This is a genomic window from Pseudomonas sp. TYF_14, assembly GCF_043105275.1.
In the GTDB taxonomy this organism is placed as follows: domain Bacteria; phylum Pseudomonadota; class Gammaproteobacteria; order Pseudomonadales; family Pseudomonadaceae; genus Aquipseudomonas; species Aquipseudomonas alloputida.
Genome location: NZ_JBICLK010000081.1, coordinates 88,508 through 102,241 on the forward strand (window position 1 = coordinate 88,508; position 13,734 = coordinate 102,241).

The following is a 13,734-nucleotide window of genomic DNA, read 5'->3' on the forward strand; positions in this document are numbered from 1 at the left end:
CCCTTTCGCGGGCGGCACGCGCATCGGTGGTTCGGCAGAGGCCGTCGTGTAGGAGCGGGTTTACCCGCGAAAGGGCCATCTCAGGCACTGCAGGCTCAGGGGGCAATCTGGTGCAGTTGCCCCAACCGGCTGCGGGTACGCATCAGGTCGGCCAGCGGGCCGCCCAGGCTCTCTTCCAGCGGACGTTTACCTATGACAATCACCCGTCGATCCTGGTCATACAGCACATCCACCAGGTTGACGAAACGCTGCTGAGCCGCCAGCGAACACGCCGAGAGGTCATCCAGCCCATCGATCACCCACTCGTCATACTCCCTGGCCAGCACCAGGTAGTCGATGACCGCAGTGGCCTTCTCGCACAGATCGTCAAAGCCCAGCACCACCCGCCGGCCATCGATGGCCAGCGCTCGCAGCGGGCGCTTGTTCACGTCCAGTATCACCGGTTGTTCGTTCGGCACGTTCAGCGCCTGGCGCTGCGCCGCATCACCCGGCCAGACATAATGGCCCTGGGTAAAACGCTGATGCTCGCGGTTGGCTGGCAAACTGCGAAAATCCGTGTCGCCACCGACTTCGAGCACGTGCATCGAGCTGTTGATCAGGCGAATGACCGGCAGAAAACGTTCGTGATACAGCGGGTTGGGCAACAGCCCTTCGGGCGCGTAGTTAGAGGTCACCAGCAGGTACACGCCACGGGCGAACAAGGCGTTGAACAGCCGGGTGAGCAGCATGGCATCGCCTATGTCATGCACGTGGAATTCGTCGAAGCACAGCACCCGGCAACCACCCACCAGCTCGTCCAGCGTTGCGCCCAGCGCGTCGTCCAGCGCCCGGTGGCGGTGCATGCCCTGGTGCAGGCGTGCAAAGAAATCATGAAAATGCAGGCGCAGCTTGGCGGCTATCGGCACGGCCTGGAAAAAGCCATCGAGCAGCCAGCTTTTACCCCGGCCGACCGAGCCGTACAGGTACAGACTGCGCGGTTGACCTTGTTCAAGCTGCGTCAGTTGTTCGGCCATGCAGTGGATTACCCGCCGCTGGCCGTCACTCAGCTGATAACCGCGGCTGTGCGCCTTGTCCTCGAACCAGCCGAGCAGCTCGCTCTGTTGATTGGCGGTGCCGCGCAAGCGTTGGCCAAGCTGGCGCAGCGGGGTAGGGATCCAGGCAGACAAAAGCAACGCTCCTTGGGCGATGGCGGGGCAGCCTGCAGCTTGCCCGAGAGCGGCCATTTTGACTAATAGAGAAAGTGCCGGGCAATCATCACTTCTTGCGATAGGTCTGGCCGCCTCTTGTGCCTGTGCGGGCTATGCCTTTCGCTCCAGCTGGCGTTCGATCATGTACTTCACCGCCAGGCGACGTTCCTTGAGGTGGCGCAGGTCTTCGTCGACGAAGTTACCGGCCGATATCGATTCGGCAGCCAGCACCTGGTTGTCGATGTCCACGTACTCGTCCAGCAGGCGATCCAGCGCCTTGTCCTGCTGGCGGCGCTGCTGGACGATTTCACGCGGGTAGTGCAGGTCCTGGTAGAGGTCGTGAGAGACAGGCATGGGGTCCTCCTTGGTCAATGCAATGGGCTTATCTGATTGGAAGTGCGGAATGCGATTGTGTTGAAGCGAGGCGGGCGGAAACCGACGGACGGTCGCTGCACCAGCACCGAAATGACTAACTCGCTGTTTTTTGGCAATTTTTTTTATCAGGGGGGTTCACAGACCGAAAGTTTGTTGTTAAAGTGCCGCGCATTCCAAGACAACGACCCAGTTGTCACTCAGTTGGAATTGTCAGAGCAGCAAATGCTGCATCCGATACAGGGGCGTCGCCAAGCGGTAAGGCAGCAGGTTTTGATCCTGCCATGCGTTGGTTCGAATCCAGCCGCCCCTGCCATTTTTCAAGATTAATACGTATTCAACCCGGTGCCAGGAAAGATGAGCACTGGGTTTTCGCGTTTTTGTGATTTTGCGCGCCTCCGCGCCTCCTGAGCGCGGGTCGTGCCGTACCGGGTTACCCGGAAATCCCCAGCATTTCGTTCAGCGCCCTGGCCAGTTCATCAGCCTGCACCGGCTTCTGGATCACCAGGCTGCCCGGCAGTTCCAGCCCCTGCAACTCCGCATAACCGGTAAGAAACACCACCGGCAGGCGGGGATACCGTTCGCGGGCAGCCAGCGCCAGTTGTGCACCATTGAACTCGGGCATGGCGAAATCAGTCAGCAGCAGGTCAATGTCGTCATCCAGCAAGGCCAATGCCTGCTCGCCGCTGTGCGCCTGGCGCACCTGGTAGCCGTATTGGCGTAACACATCGCCTAGCATGTCGCGCACCAGGTGGTCGTCGTCCACCAGCAGTACCGTGCGGTTATGGCCGCTTTCGCTGATCGACTGACTGAGCACTGCTGGCACGGGTTCGTTCACCATCTCCTCTTTTACCGCCGGCAGGTATACCGCCACTTCGGTACCGCGACCGAGTGTGGTGTCGATGCGCACGCCGCCACCGGACTGCTTGGCGAAGCCGAACACCTGGGCCAGGCCAAGGCCCGAACCTTTGCCGATGTCCTTGGTGGTAAAGAAAGGCTCGAATACCTTGGCCAGCACCTCTTCGCTCATGCCGCAACCCGTATCGCGGATGCTTAGCATCACGTATTCGCCCGGGTCCGGGTCTTCCGGACGTTGCGGGCGCTTGTCGATAAGGGTGTTGCGCGTTGTCAGGGTCAGCTGGCCGGCGTCGGACATGGCATCGCGGGCATTGATCGCAAGGTTGAGGATGATCATCTCGGTCTGGGTGGGGTCGGTCAGTGCCTGCCACAGGGCCAGGTCAAGGTCCAGCCGTACCGAGATGTTGCCACCCAGCGTGCGGCGCAGCAGCTCTTCCAGGCCGGCCAGGGTACGGTTGAGGTTCAGCGGCACCGGCTCCAGACGCTGGCGGCGGGAGAAGGCCAGCAACTGCGAGGTCAGCTTGGCACCACGCTCGCCCGCTTCGCGGATATGGGTGAGGCGAGTGCGGGCCTTGTCCAGGTCGGCCTTGGCCAGATCGCGCTCCAGAAAGCTGGCACCGGTGAGTATCACCGTCAGCAGGTTATTGAAGTCATGCGCCACGCCAGCCGTTAGTTGCCCAACCGCTTCCAGCCGCTGCATCTGCTGCAGAGCGGCCTCGATGCGCTCGCGCTCGTTGATCTGTTCGCGCAGCCGCGCGTTGGCGTCTGCCAGGCTCAGGGCGGCTTCGCGCTCGCTGGTGATGTCGCGTGCCACCACGTACAGCAAGGTGTCCTCCGGCACCACCACCCACGACAGCCAGCGCTGTTGGCCGCCGGCATGCAGGATGCGACCGACGAAGCGTGCGCTGGTGCGGCCGTGGGCGAGGGCGGCCAGTTCGGTGAGTAACTGTTCCTGGTCGTGCTCAGGCAGCAGGTGCAGCAAGGAGGACTGGCTCAGGCGTTCGCGTGAGAAGCCCAGGCTGGCTTCCCAGGCGGGGTTCAGTGCGACCGGGGTCAGGTCTTTGTTCAGCACGGCCAGCAAATCTTGCGACAGCTCCCAGGCACGATCGCGTTCGCGGGTACGGCGCTCGACCCGCTCGCCAAGCATCTCGTTCAGCTGACGCAGCGCCTGGGTGGCCTGGCGTTGCGCGTGGATGTCCTGCAGTACGCCTGAGAAGCGAACGCACTGATCATCGACGAACTGGCTTTGGCCGCTGCTCAGCAACCAGCGGGGTTCCAGGCCATTGGGTTGCGCGATCCGAAACTCCACGCGGTAATGACCGTCACTTTCCGGGCGCATGGCATGTTCCACCGCCTCGCGCACCAGTGGCAGGTCGTCGGGGTAGATGCCGGCGTAGAACACTTCAAGGCTCATTTCGGTGCTGGTGGGCACGCCGAACAAGGTCTTGCAGCGGTCATCCCACAGCAACAGGCCCTCTTGCGGGCGCAGGTCCCAGGTGCCCATGCCGGCGGCGTCGATGGCGATGCGGGCACGTGCTTCGACGTCCGCCAAGGCCTCTTCGGCGCGGCGACGGCGCTGGCGTTCCTGTACTTCGCTCAGGGCCCGGCGCACGGCTTTGGGCAGCAGTGGCAGGTTCTTCTTCAGCACATAGTCGGTCGCGCCCAGGCGGATCATTTCCACCGCGTGCTCTTCGCCATAAATGCCGGATAGGAATATGAACGGGATGTCGGGTGCCAGGCGTTGGGCGATGGCCAGCACTTCTGTGCCGGACGAGCCTGGTAGCACGCAGTCACACAGGATCAGGTCGTAGCGGGCCTGGCGCAGGGCATGTTCGACACCCGCATGGTCGAACACCAGCTGCGACTGCACATGCAGCCCGCTGCGCTCCAGGCGCATCAGGGTAAGCTCAGCGTCCATCGAGCTGTCTTCGACCATCAGTAGTTTCAACGGCGTTTGCTGCATCGTTGCGGCGGCCTCAGTTGCTACCGCGACGGTTCAGTCGCAGTGAGCCGGGTGGCGGTTCGTTTAGCACTGCCCAGAATACCCCGAGGTCGGAGATGGCGGTGACGAATTCCTTGAACTCCACGGGTTTGACCACATAAGCGTTTACCCCCAGCTCGTAGGCACGCAACAGGTCGGGCTCTTCGCGCGACGAGGTGAGCATCACGGTGGGGATGCTGCGCAGCTCTGCGGTGGCGCGCACTTCCTTGAGCACTTCCAGGCCGTCGACCTTGGGCAGTTTCAGGTCGAGTAACAGCACGGCAGGGTTGCCGTCATCGCGCTCGGCATAGGCGTTGCGGCGCAGCAGATAGTCGAGCGCATCGGCGCCGTCACGCAGCACGATGACCTCGTTGGCCAACTGGCTGCGCTCCAGGGCCAGCAGGGTCAGCTCCAGGTCTCGGGGGTTGTCTTCGACCAGCAGAATGGGCTTGAGCATGATGGTTGCGGTGCCTCAGGTAACAATGTTACGGGGTAGGGTGAAGTGGAAGCTGGCGCCCTGGTCGACCTGGCCAGTGGCCCAGACTCGACCGTCGTGGCGCTCGATGATGCGGCGTACACTCGCCAGGCCAATGCCAGTGCCTTCGAAATCTTCCATGCGGTGCAGGCGCTGGAAGACGCCGAACAGCTTGTTGGCGTAGGCCATGTCGAAGCCCACGCCATTGTCGCGGATGCAGACCTCGGTTTCTTCAGGGTGCTGTACGGCACTGATCTCGATGCGAGCAGGCGTACGGCCGCGAGTGTACTTGATGGCATTGGCTATCAGGTTGTGCAAGGCCATGTTGATGAATGCCGGGTCGCCGATCACCTTGGGCAGCGGGGCGATGTCCCAAACGATTGCGCGACCTTCGTAATCGGGGGCCAGCTCGCTGCGAATGGCCTCGACCAGGGCGTTGAGGTCGACATCGGACAGGCGCAAGGCCGAGCGGCCCATCTGCGAGAAGTTGAGCAGGTTGTCGACCAGGCTGCCGGCAAAGTGCGCCGCCTCACCGATATGCTGGAGGAAGCGCTTGCCGCGTTCGCTCAAGCCTTGGCCTTCGATCTCGCCAAGCAGTTCGGTATAGCCGGCGATGTGCCGCAGCGGGGCGCGCAGGTCGTGGGAAACACTGTAGGAAAACGCTTCGAGCTCCTTGTTGGAACGGCGCAATTCGCCAGCCAGTTGTGCCAGTTCTTCGGCCTTGCGCAGGACAATGCCCAGTACCGCGGCGCGCAACTCTATCACGCCCTCGATCACCAGCGGGTCCCACGCCTGGCTATAGCCGCGCTGTTCTTCCTGCCAGCGTTCAAAACTGTGCCGCGGGTCGAGGTTGCCCTGTGGCCCGACCTGCTTGGTCGGCTGGCCGGCCCAGTTGACCGTGCGTATCTGCTCGGGGCGGAACCACAGCAGGTAGTGCGAGTGGATCTGCGAGATGGCCACCGCCAGCACCCCGCCAGCATGGTTTGCCAGCTCGGGCAGCTCAGTGATGTCGCGGCGCAGGTTGTCGCTATGGAATACCTTGTCTTCGTCACGTTGGCCTAGCCAGTGCACCAGCGCCGTCACCTGGGCTTCAGGCGGGGTCTGGCCGATCAGGTCACAGCGCTCGGCCGAGATCACTGCCGCGCCCTGCGCGTCGGCGAAGGCCAGCAGCACTTCAGGCAGGTCGCGCAAGCCGTCACTTACGCTGTCGTGGTCGGCCATGGACGAGATCATGCGTACGATGTGCTGGCGCAGCGTCAACAGCTTGCGCGTACTGGCATGGGACTCGCGGGACTCTATCTGCAACGACAGCACGCTGGCCAACAGCTCGCAGGCCGTGCGGGTGCGCAGGTCCACCGGGCGTGGCTGCTGATGGTGGCAGGAAATCAGCCCCCACAGCTGGCCGTCAACCACGATCGACAGCGACATCGAAGCCAGCGTGCCCATGTTGCGCATGTACTGCAGGTGCACGGGCGATACGCTACGCAGCGCAGCAAAACTCATGTCCAGCGGCTTGCCGGTGCGCGGGTTGGTAGCGGGCAGCAGTGGCGAGGGCTGATAGTTGGCATCTTCGATCACGCGGATACGGTTGACCCGGTACAGCTCGCGCGCCTGGCGCGGGATGTCTGCAGCCGGGAAACACAGGCCTGCGTAGCTGGGGTAGCCGGGGTCGACTACCTCGGCCAGCACCTGGCCATTGCCTTCGGCATCGAAACGGTAGGCTTTGACCCGCCCAAAGCCGGTGATCCGCTTGAGCTGCAACACCGTTTGCTGCAGCAGGTCTTCGATACTGCTGGCTATCTGCAAACTGGCAACAAAGCTGCGCACCAACGGGTAGTAGTCGCCTTGCCCGACCAGGTCTGCTGGCAGTCGGGGTGGTTCGAACTCGGCAATCAGTACCTGATCGTGGCAATGTACCAGCATGTGCAGCATGGCACTGATGGGTGCGCCCTGGCGCAAGCGCACGTCGCCAATGTGGAAGGGGAAGACTTCATCTTCGGGAAGCCGTGTCAGGTGCGCGTGCAGGTCAAAGCCCTCGTGAACCAGGTCGGCGAAGTGGCAACCGATCAGTTCGCGGGCTGGCAAGCCCAACCAGTGCTCGACATTTTCACTGGCCTGCAGCACACGCAGGTCGGTGGCATCCAGCACCAGCAGAAAGCCGTGAGGCTGGATGCTGCCCGGAACCTGGATCGGTTCCTGGGCACAGCGCTCCATGGCGTCTGCCAGTGAGTTGTCTGCAGTCATGATTGAAAAAGCTCCTGTCATGTCCGTCCGTGTACGGCACAGGTGTCTGGCGCGGGACGAATACGATTCACCCTAACAGAATCCCGGCAAATTTACCGGCTCCTGGCCATTGGAGGCACGGGGTGGCCACGGGTTCTGTGCGGTACAGGCTTTTTTTGATGCCACGGTATCGCTTTGTCGCTAATACAAAAAAAATGGCTTTATGCCACATCGGCTGCGCCGCCTCACTGCTACGCTCAGTTCAGGACGTTTCGATAAGGATAACAAGGTGACGGAGCGCATGCTGGCCGCGCTGTTCGGCCTGTTGTTCAGCGGCAGTACCGTGGCGGCGGATTTTCTCGTGGAAGTGCGGGTACTGGTGCAGCGTGGCTGCATGCTGGTCAACCAGACCCGCGATGCGGGAGCTCAGGCCCTGGGACGTATCGACCTAGGGGCGACGGCGCGCCTGGATGGCCCTGGCGCGCCCTTGAGTGGTGTGCTGCTGAGCCAGCGTCCGCCGCGCCTGGAGTGCAACCCGGATACGCCCTATCAGGTGCGCGTCGACGGTGGCCAGCATGGTGGCGTCGGCGAACTGCGCTACCTGGCCAGCGACGATCGCCAGGCGCGGCCCATTCCTTACCGCTTGTACCGTGACGCTGCCTGGCGTAAGCCGCTGGCGGTGGGGGTAGCCCAGTCGGCGCGTGTGCCGGGCAGCGGTTCGGTTGAATTGCCGCTATATGCACGTATCGACAAACTGGCCTGGGTGCCGGATGCAGGGGTTTATGCCGATCTGCTGAAAGTCACCGTCACCTGGTAAGGACGCCACCATGCACAAGGACGCCATGCCATGAGCCGCACTTCGATCCTGTTGCTCACCCTCGGCCCGCTGCTGGTCCCCGGCGGTGCCGTGCATGGCAGCACCACCGGTTTCATCCAGGCGCGACTGGTGATCAGCGCGTCTTGCCAGATCAGCAGCAACGAGACGCAACCGGCCGTGCTGGGTGACCCAGGCGTACTGGACTTTGGCGAGCGCGGTCCGAACTGGGACCAGCCGTTGCGCAGCCAGGTGGACGAAGTGGGCGGTCAGGGTAGCCTGCAGATCAGTTGCACGCCTGAGGTTCGGGCCTTCAACGTGCGTATCAATGGTGGCCTCAATGGCGACGATGGCATTCGCCGCCTGAGCAACGGCCGTGAGCTGATTCCTTATCAGCTGGCGGTCGACCCAGGCGGCAACAGCCGCTACGGCGTCGGCCAGGCACGGGCCTTCACCATTAGCAGCAGCCAGCAAGTACCGATTCCCATTTACGGTGTGGTCGTGGCGCAACCGCGTGCGCTGCCGGCCGGGCTTTACCGCGACACCCTCAGAGTGACCCTGGACTGGTAACCACGCAAGGAGACTCCGATGCGAACGAACCTTTCATATTGCGTCCTCGCAGGCCTGGGCCTGGCGTTGGCTTCCCAGGCCCAGGCGGCCACGGTGACAGGGAGTATCAGCTCGACCCTGACGCTGACTGCGGCCTGCCAGGTCAATGGCACGTCGGGCACGTCGGGGCTTGACTTCGGTGCCCTGGACTTCGGTACCGAGGATGCCTTGTTCGTCACCGCCGATGCCCAGGTGCTGGGAGGCGGGGGAGGCGCCATGAGCATCCTGTGCTCTGCAGGTACGGTACCTGTGATCAAAGTGAGTGCAGGCCTGCATGATGGCCAGTCGAGCGGTGGCACCCGTGCGCTCGCCGATGGTTCTGGCAACTTTGTACCGTACGACCTCTATACCGACGCGGGGCGTACGGCGCTGCTGGCGGTCGACGACACCATCACCCTGCCGACCAGTACCGGCGCCGCTCAGACGGTCAACCTTTATGGCAAGGCCGTCGGCAAGCCGGGCCTGCCCGCAGGGGTGTACAGCGACACGATCTCGGTCGAGCTGTCGTTCTGACCCATGCGCGGCTGGCTGGCAGGAGGCCTGACTGGCGTCAGCGTGTTGTTGGCCGCTCCTTTGGGGGCAGTGACTACCAGTACCTTCACTGTGACGGCGCAGGTTGTCGCCGGGTGCCTGGTGGTGGGGGGTGTCACCAGCTACGGCACGCTCGATTATGGCTCGCAGTCGGCGCTGTCCACGGGGCTGCTCAGCACATCGCTGGGTGGTTCTACCGTGACGTTCCAGTGCACCCCGGGCGTGGCCATGAGCATGAGCCTGGACGGCGGGCAAAACAGTGCCAGTGGCACACGCAACCTGAAGCGCACCAGTGGCACGCAAGTGCTGGCCTACCAGTTGTACCGGGACGCCGCCTATAGCCAGGCCTTGGGGATCGGTCAGAGCGTGGCGGTGAGCTATTCCGACCCGACGGCGATCAAGCTACCGGTGTACGGGCGGGTTCAGCTGACCGGCACGCAGCCGGCAGGGACCTACACCGATGTGGTGCAAGTGACGGTGACCTGGTAACGGCCAGCGCCACCCATGACAAGTGTCTAAGGAGAGCTGCATGCGGGCAGGCGCGAAGTGGACGCGTGGATTGACTGGATTATTGTCGCTGGCAAGCCTGCCGGCCTGGGCGGCCACTTCGGTGCTGATCTGGCCGATCGACCCGGTGCTGGAGGCCGACCAGAAGGCGGGTGCGTTGTGGCTGGAAAACCGCGGCACTGCGCCGGCAAACCTGCAGGTGCGGGTATTCGCCTGGCGCCAGGGTGATTACCAGGAGCAGTTCCAGGCGCAGCGCGAGATTATCGGCAGCCCGCCGGTCGCCAACATTGCACCCGGGCAGAAGCAACTGATCCGCCTGACCCGTACCGGCCCTTCACCCGCCGGCCAGGAGCAGGCCTACCGCATCATCATCGACGAGATTCCGCCCGCCATCCCGGTCGACAAGGCCGAGCCCGGCGCGACGGCGGCCATTCGATTGCAGATGCGCTATTCGGTGCCGCTGTTCGTCTATGGCGAAGGGCTGTGGGGCAAGGCCGACCCTGACGGCAGACGCAATGCCGAGGGCGTGGGCAAGCCGCAGCTCAGTTGGCGCCCGGTGACGGTGCAGGGCAAGCCCTACATTGAACTGCGTAACACGGGCCCGGTACATGCGCGGCTGACCGATGTGGTCGTGCAGCAAGGCAGCCAGAGCAAGCCACTGGCTGAAGGCCTGCTGGGTTATGTGCTGCCGGGGGCAAGCATGCGCTGGCCGGCTCCCGTGGCATCCGGCAACGGCAGCGTGCTCAAGGGCAGGGTCAATGGTCAACACTCGGCGGACGCCATCCGCCAAGGCCAATGAGCCAACGGCCGAATGAAGTGCAGGGGCCAGGGAGGACCCGGCAATGGTTGGAAACCGTGTGTGAAATGGCTCCCGGCGACGACGTGCCGCTGGTGCCTGGGGCTGGCCATGGTCAGCCCCGCGCTGGTACTGGCCGACGACTTGCCCCCACCGCCCACGGAGATGTCCGCCATCGCCGAGGCCACCCTTTACCTCGACCTGGTGGTGAACCAGATGCCCAGGGTTGACCTGATACCGGTGCAGCAGCGGGCCGGGCGGTTGTACCTGGACAGCGACGTATTGCGTGCAGCCGGCGTCTCGCTGCCGGGCAACCCCCAGGGGGAGGTGGCCCTGGACAGCATCGCGGGGCTGCACACCGACTACGACAGTCAGAACCAGCGCCTGCTGCTGCAGGTGCCGCCAGCCTGGTTGCCAGAACAGCAAGTGGGTGATCGCAACCTTTACCCGGCCAGCGATGCGCGCAGCAGTTTTGGCGCTTTGTTCAACTACGACCTGTATCTCAACGACACCGATGAAGGCGGTACCTACCTGGCCGCCTGGAACGAGCTGCGCCTGTTCGACAGCTGGGGTACCTTTTCCAGTACCGGGCAGTGGCGTCAGTCTTTCAATGGCGCACAGGCGGACGATACCCGCCGTGGCTTCATGCGTTACGACACCACCTGGCGCTTTACAGACGAGCAGCGCCTGCTGACCTACGAAGCCGGTGACTTCGTGACGGGCGCCTTGCCCTGGAGCAGTTCGGTGCGAGTGGGCGGGGTGCAGCTGTCACGCGACTTCGCGGCGCGTCCGGATCTTGTCACTTACCCGTTGCCTGCGTTCGCCGGCGAAGCGGCGGTGCCCACGTCGCTCGACCTGTTCATCAACGGTTTCAAGTCCAGCACCACCGAACTGCAGCCAGGCCCGTATACCCTCACCAACGTGCCGTTCATCAACGGTGCCGGGGAGGCGGTGGTGGTCACCACTGATGCCCTTGGCCGGCAGGTGTCGACCACCTTGCCGTTCTACGTCACCAGCAGCCTGCTGCAGAAGGGCCTGTCGGACTACTCGGTGGCCGCCGGCAGCCTGCGCCGTGATTACGGTGTACGCGATTTCAGCTATGGGCCGGGTATTGCCTCGGGCAGCCTGCGCTATGGGCTCAGTGACATGTTCACCCTGGAAACCCACGCCGAAACGGCGGAGTCGCTGATGCTGGGTGGGCTGGGCGGCAACATGCGCGTGGGCAACTTCGGCGTGCTCAACGCTGCCTTGGCGCAAAGCCGGTTCGAGGGCGACAAGGGCCACCAGGTCGCCCTTGGCTACCAATACAACAGCCAGCGCATCGGCTTCGGTTACCAACGCCTGCAACGCCATGGCGATTATGCCGACCTGAGCCGGGTGGGCTCCCCGGACATGCAACTGAGCAAAAGCAGCGAACAGGTCACCCTCAGTGTCAACCTGAACGAGTACGGCAGCATTGGCGCTGGCTACTTCGATGTGCGCGCCGGTGACGGTACGCGTACCCGGTTGATCAACCTGAGCTACAGCAAGCCGCTGTGGGGCAGCAGCAGTGTGTACCTCTCGGCCAACCGTGAAGTGGGGGACAGCCAGTGGGCGGTGCAGGCGCAGCTGGTGATCCCGTTCGACCTGCACGGCACCCTGGCGCTGAGCATGGAACGCAGCAATGAAGGCGAGACCCTGCAACGGGTCAACTACAGCCGTGCGGTGCCAGCCGGTGTCGGCGTCGGTTACAACCTGGGCTATGCCGCAGGCAGCGACCGTGATGCCTATCGCCAGGCCGACGTCACCTGGCGCCTGCAATCGGTGCAATTGCAGGCCGGTACGTATGGCAGCAGCGGCGAGATGACCCGCTGGGCCGACGCCAGTGGTTCTCTGGTGTGGATGGATGCCGGCGTGTTCGCCGCCAACCGTATCGATGATGCCTTCGTGGTGGTCAGCACCGCAGGTTACGCCGATGTACCGGTGCGTTATGAAAACCAGGAAATCGGCCGTACCGATGCCAAGGGGCACTTGCTGGTGCCTTACAGCAGCGGTTACTACCGGGGCAAGTACGAGATCGATCCGATGAACCTGCCACCGGATGTCCTCGCGCCGGACGTTGAGCAGCGTGTGGCGGTACGACGGGGCAGTGGCTACTTGCTGGAGTTCCCCCTCAAGCGCGTCATGGCGGCCAGTATCGAATTGGTGGATGGCAATCAGCAGGTGCTCAAACTGGGTAGCCGTGTTACCCACGCAGAGAGTGGCACCCAGGCGGTGGTGGGGTGGGACGGGTTGGTGTATCTGGAGAACCTGTCGTCGCATAACCGCCTTCAGGTGGCGCTTGAAGGGGGTGGGCATTGCGAAGTGGCGTTCGACCTGCCCGAGGCGCAAGGCTCGGTCCCTTTGATTGGTCCGTTGGTGTGCCGATGAATGCCTGGCGGCGGGGCCTGGTGGCGAGCGTGCTGCTGTTGCCGAGCGGCACGGCCTTGGCGCTTTGCTCGTCGGTGGCCACGTTGCCGGCAGCGTTTGGCAGCCTTAATTCAACGCAGGTTCGCAACACGGTACAGACGGCTTCCAGCCTCAACTCGGGGTTGCAGTGCACCGGTTCGCTGCTGACCTTGCTCAGCAGCGGTGATCATTTCTACGCCACGATCACGCCCGCCTCGGGTGGGCTGGTCGGCCCGACAGGCGATGTCATTCCCTACACGCTGTATGCCGACAACACCACCCGCTACCCGATTACCCGGGGTGTGGCCTACGACTTCGCCCGCAACGGCATCCTCGACTTGCTGGGGCTGCTCGGCGGTACCACGCCCAAGGCGGTGCCGATCTATATGCGCACCCAGATTGGCAGCAATGTCGCGGCCGGGTTGTATCAAGAGGCCCTGACCGTGGCCTGGAGCTGGGATTATTGTTCGGGGATTGGCGCGTTGGGGATATGCCTTGGGCGCGACATCGGCTCGGGTAGCCAGCTCTTGAACGTGAGCCTGACGGTGACCAACGATTGCCAGATCACCACGCCTGACATCAGCTTCGCCAGTGCGCCGGTGGTGGCGGGGTTCGGCACGGTGAGCCAGGGCATAAACGTGTCATGCACCAAGGGCAGCAGCTACACGGTAGGGCTGGGTGACGGGCAGAACGTGTCCGGTGGGCGGCGGCGGATGAAGTCTTCGGCCAACAACTACCTGGCCTATGACATTTTCAAAAGTGCCGGCACCGTGCGCTGGGGGGCGTCCGGGGCTGCCAGGCGTTCCAGTACGGATGCCGACATCAACCCCGGCGTAGGTACCGGCACGGGTAGCCAGGTGTTCAACTACAACGCCAAGGTCTATACCGATCAGGCGACACCTCCGGCTGCGAACTACACCGACAGTGTGATACTGGATGTGCAGTTCTGAACGG

12 protein-coding genes and 1 tRNA gene are annotated in these 13,734 nt (G+C 63.3%); 8 read left to right on the forward strand and 5 right to left on the reverse strand.

Going from position 1 to position 13,734, the window contains the following annotated elements; translation table 11 throughout:
* Positions 1-95 precede the first annotated feature (95 nt).
* Positions 96-1,166, reverse strand: coding sequence for a cell division protein ZapE (zapE, locus tag ACF8O8_RS20880; protein ID WP_049587571.1), 1,071 nt, complete (start codon positions 1,164-1,166; stop codon positions 96-98).
* Positions 1,167-1,298: 132 nt separating this feature from the next.
* Positions 1,299-1,541 carry a hypothetical protein gene (locus ACF8O8_RS20885; RefSeq protein WP_020193386.1) on the reverse strand — a complete coding sequence of 81 codons (243 nt, stop codon included), beginning with the start codon at positions 1,539-1,541 and terminating at the stop codon, positions 1,299-1,301.
* Positions 1,542-1,800: 259 nt separating this feature from the next.
* On the opposite strand from ACF8O8_RS20885, the gene ACF8O8_RS20890 reads away from it, so the two are divergent.
* Positions 1,801-1,875, forward strand: a tRNA-Gln gene (locus tag ACF8O8_RS20890).
* Positions 1,876-1,992: 117 nt separating this feature from the next.
* On the opposite strand, the gene ACF8O8_RS20895 is transcribed toward ACF8O8_RS20890, so the two are convergent.
* From ACF8O8_RS20895 to ACF8O8_RS20905, 3 genes are read right to left on the reverse strand one after another with little or no spacing between them, the layout of a single operon-like run.
* Complete coding sequence (locus ACF8O8_RS20895) at positions 1,993-4,380, reverse strand: response regulator (protein WP_392510363.1); 2,388 nt, start codon at positions 4,378-4,380, stop codon at positions 1,993-1,995.
* 13 nt (positions 4,381-4,393) lie between these two features.
* Positions 4,394-4,855 (reverse strand): response regulator, encoded by a 462-nt coding sequence (locus ACF8O8_RS20900; protein ID WP_003250360.1) that lies wholly within the window; start codon positions 4,853-4,855, stop codon positions 4,394-4,396.
* A gap of 15 nt (positions 4,856-4,870) precedes the next feature.
* The gene (locus ACF8O8_RS20905) at positions 4,871-7,117 is read right to left on the reverse strand and encodes an ATP-binding protein (RefSeq protein ID WP_392510364.1); all 2,247 of its coding nucleotides are present in this window, start codon (positions 7,115-7,117) and stop codon (positions 4,871-4,873) included.
* A gap of 268 nt (positions 7,118-7,385) precedes the next feature.
* On the opposite strand from ACF8O8_RS20905, the gene ACF8O8_RS20910 reads away from it, so the two are divergent.
* From ACF8O8_RS20910 to ACF8O8_RS20940, 7 genes are all read left to right on the forward strand, one after another.
* Positions 7,386-7,913: a spore coat U domain-containing protein gene (locus ACF8O8_RS20910; protein ID WP_350297632.1), complete on the forward strand. Its 528-nt coding sequence runs from the start codon at positions 7,386-7,388 to the stop codon at positions 7,911-7,913.
* 30 nt (positions 7,914-7,943) lie between these two features.
* Positions 7,944-8,480, forward strand: a complete 537-nt coding sequence (locus ACF8O8_RS20915) for a spore coat U domain-containing protein (protein ID WP_010953317.1) — start codon at positions 7,944-7,946, stop codon at positions 8,478-8,480.
* Between the two features lie 18 nt (positions 8,481-8,498).
* Entirely contained in the window at positions 8,499-9,032 is a 534-nt protein-coding gene (locus tag ACF8O8_RS20920; RefSeq protein ID WP_010953318.1) for a spore coat U domain-containing protein, read from the forward strand.
* A gap of 3 nt (positions 9,033-9,035) precedes the next feature.
* Complete coding sequence (locus tag ACF8O8_RS20925) at positions 9,036-9,539, forward strand: spore coat U domain-containing protein (RefSeq protein WP_010953319.1); 504 nt, start codon at positions 9,036-9,038, stop codon at positions 9,537-9,539.
* Positions 9,540-9,579: 40 nt separating this feature from the next.
* Positions 9,580-10,356 (forward strand): molecular chaperone, encoded by a 777-nt coding sequence (locus ACF8O8_RS20930; protein WP_049587580.1) that lies wholly within the window; start codon positions 9,580-9,582, stop codon positions 10,354-10,356.
* A gap of 108 nt (positions 10,357-10,464) precedes the next feature.
* Positions 10,465-12,762 carry a fimbria/pilus outer membrane usher protein gene (locus tag ACF8O8_RS20935; protein WP_392510449.1) on the forward strand — a complete coding sequence of 766 codons (2,298 nt, stop codon included), beginning with the start codon at positions 10,465-10,467 and terminating at the stop codon, positions 12,760-12,762.
* Positions 12,759-13,730 carry a spore coat protein U domain-containing protein gene (locus tag ACF8O8_RS20940; RefSeq protein ID WP_392510365.1) on the forward strand — a complete coding sequence of 324 codons (972 nt, stop codon included), beginning with the start codon at positions 12,759-12,761 and terminating at the stop codon, positions 13,728-13,730. Before ACF8O8_RS20935 ends, ACF8O8_RS20940 begins: the two co-directional genes overlap by 4 nt.
* Positions 13,731-13,734: the final 4 nt, after the last annotated feature.